We start from the raw sequence: 1478 nt of genomic DNA, 5'->3' as shown, positions 1-1478 counted from the left end.
CTTGGCGGATTCTTGGGGTCCTCGCAACACCTGATGGCTTACGTGGTCGTCAGTAGATCACGCAGGCGCTCGGCTGGGGTTTTCCAGTCGAGCGTTTTGCGTGGTCGGCCGTTGAGTTGCTGGGCGACGTGCTCGAGGTCTTCGGGGCTGTGCACGGACAGGTCGGTGCCCTTGGGGAAGTACTGCCGCAGCAGGCCATTGGTGTTCTCGTTCGACCCGCGCTGCCAGGGGGAGCGCGGGTCACAGAAGTAGACGGGCACTCCCGTGGCCACGGTGAACTGTTTGTGCGCAGCCATCTCGCAGCCCTGGTCCCAGGTCAGCGAGCCGCGCAGGTGCCCGGGCAGGGTCTGGATCAAGGGCACCAGCACGTCGCGGACCTCCTCGGCGGTGTGCCCGCCGGGCAGATGCCCGAGCATGACGTAGCGGGTGGAGCGCTCGACCAAGGTGACGATCGCGCTCTCGCTGCGAGTGCCGACGATCAGGTCGCCTTCCCAGTGGCCGGGAACCGCCCGGTCCTCGACCTCTGGTGGCCGCTCGGAGATCATCACCATCTCCTCGACGAACCGGGCAGTGCGCTGATCTGGACTGCGGTGTGGTTTGCGGCGGGTGCGGCCGGTGCGCAACGCCACCGCGACCTCGCGCCGCAGCCCGCCACGGGCCTGGACGTAGATCGCCTGGTAGATCGTCTCCGGACTCACCCGCATGCTCTCGTCGTCGGGAAACTCGATGACCAGAGCGTGACAGATCTGCTCGGGCGACCAGCGTTGCCGCAGCCTGCCCGCGACGAACTCGCGCAGAGGGCCGTGTCCGGCGAGCTTGGACTCCTTGGGGCGCGACCGGCTCCTCGCCCACGCCCGCTGGGCCCGGTGCGGCTGATAGGCGCCCTCGACCGAACGGGCATCGATCTCACGCTTGACGGTGGACGCCGGCCGGCCCAGGGCCCGTCCGATCGCCCGCAGCGACCGGCCCTCACGGCGCATGTCAGCGATCAACTCCCGCTCGGTCACCGTGAGGAACCGGGAGTGCAGCTCGGCCTCGACCCCCGCAAGAGACGGCTCAGACGTGGCGGCGACGATGGTGGTCACACCGGTCTTGTAGTCGATCCTGCGCCCGTCGGGGTGGAGGCGCGCGTTACCGACCTTGCGGATCCCGCGGTCCCAGTCCCGGGCAGTGCGCTCGTGCACCCCGACTTGTGCCGCAGCGTCTCGCCGCCGTACCCCCGACGCACGAAGCCGGTCATACTCGGCCCGTCCCCGGTGCCCGCTCGCGCCGGTCTTTCCACGGCCACGCACGCCGGCATTCCGCGCCCACCCGGCCGCCGTGTGACGGCTCACCCCGACCGCCCGGGCAGCACCCGAGACACTGCCGTCCTGCTGGTCCAGCGCCTCGAAGAACCTTGCCTTCAACCCCTCAAAATCCACGGTCCCCGCAACTCCCTGAAATCCAGGGTGTTGCGGGGACCGCTAGAACCCGCGCTT

General features: G+C 69.2%; 1 protein-coding gene. It reads right to left on the bottom strand.

Going from position 1 to position 1478, the window contains the following annotated elements:
* Positions 1-38: 38 nt before the first annotated feature.
* Positions 39-1184 carry an IS30 family transposase gene (locus tag ACFO4E_RS30010; RefSeq protein WP_378580694.1) on the bottom strand — a complete coding sequence of 382 codons (1146 nt, stop codon included), beginning with the start codon at positions 1182-1184 and terminating at the stop codon, positions 39-41.
* Between the last annotated feature and the right edge of the window lie 294 nt (positions 1185-1478).

This window comes from Nocardiopsis mangrovi (assembly GCF_042653925.1).
GTDB lineage: Bacteria > Actinomycetota > Actinomycetes > Streptosporangiales > Streptosporangiaceae > Nocardiopsis_B > Nocardiopsis_B mangrovi.
Note: the sequence above shows the minus strand (reverse complement) of the source record. Positions and strands in the feature narration are given on the sequence as shown.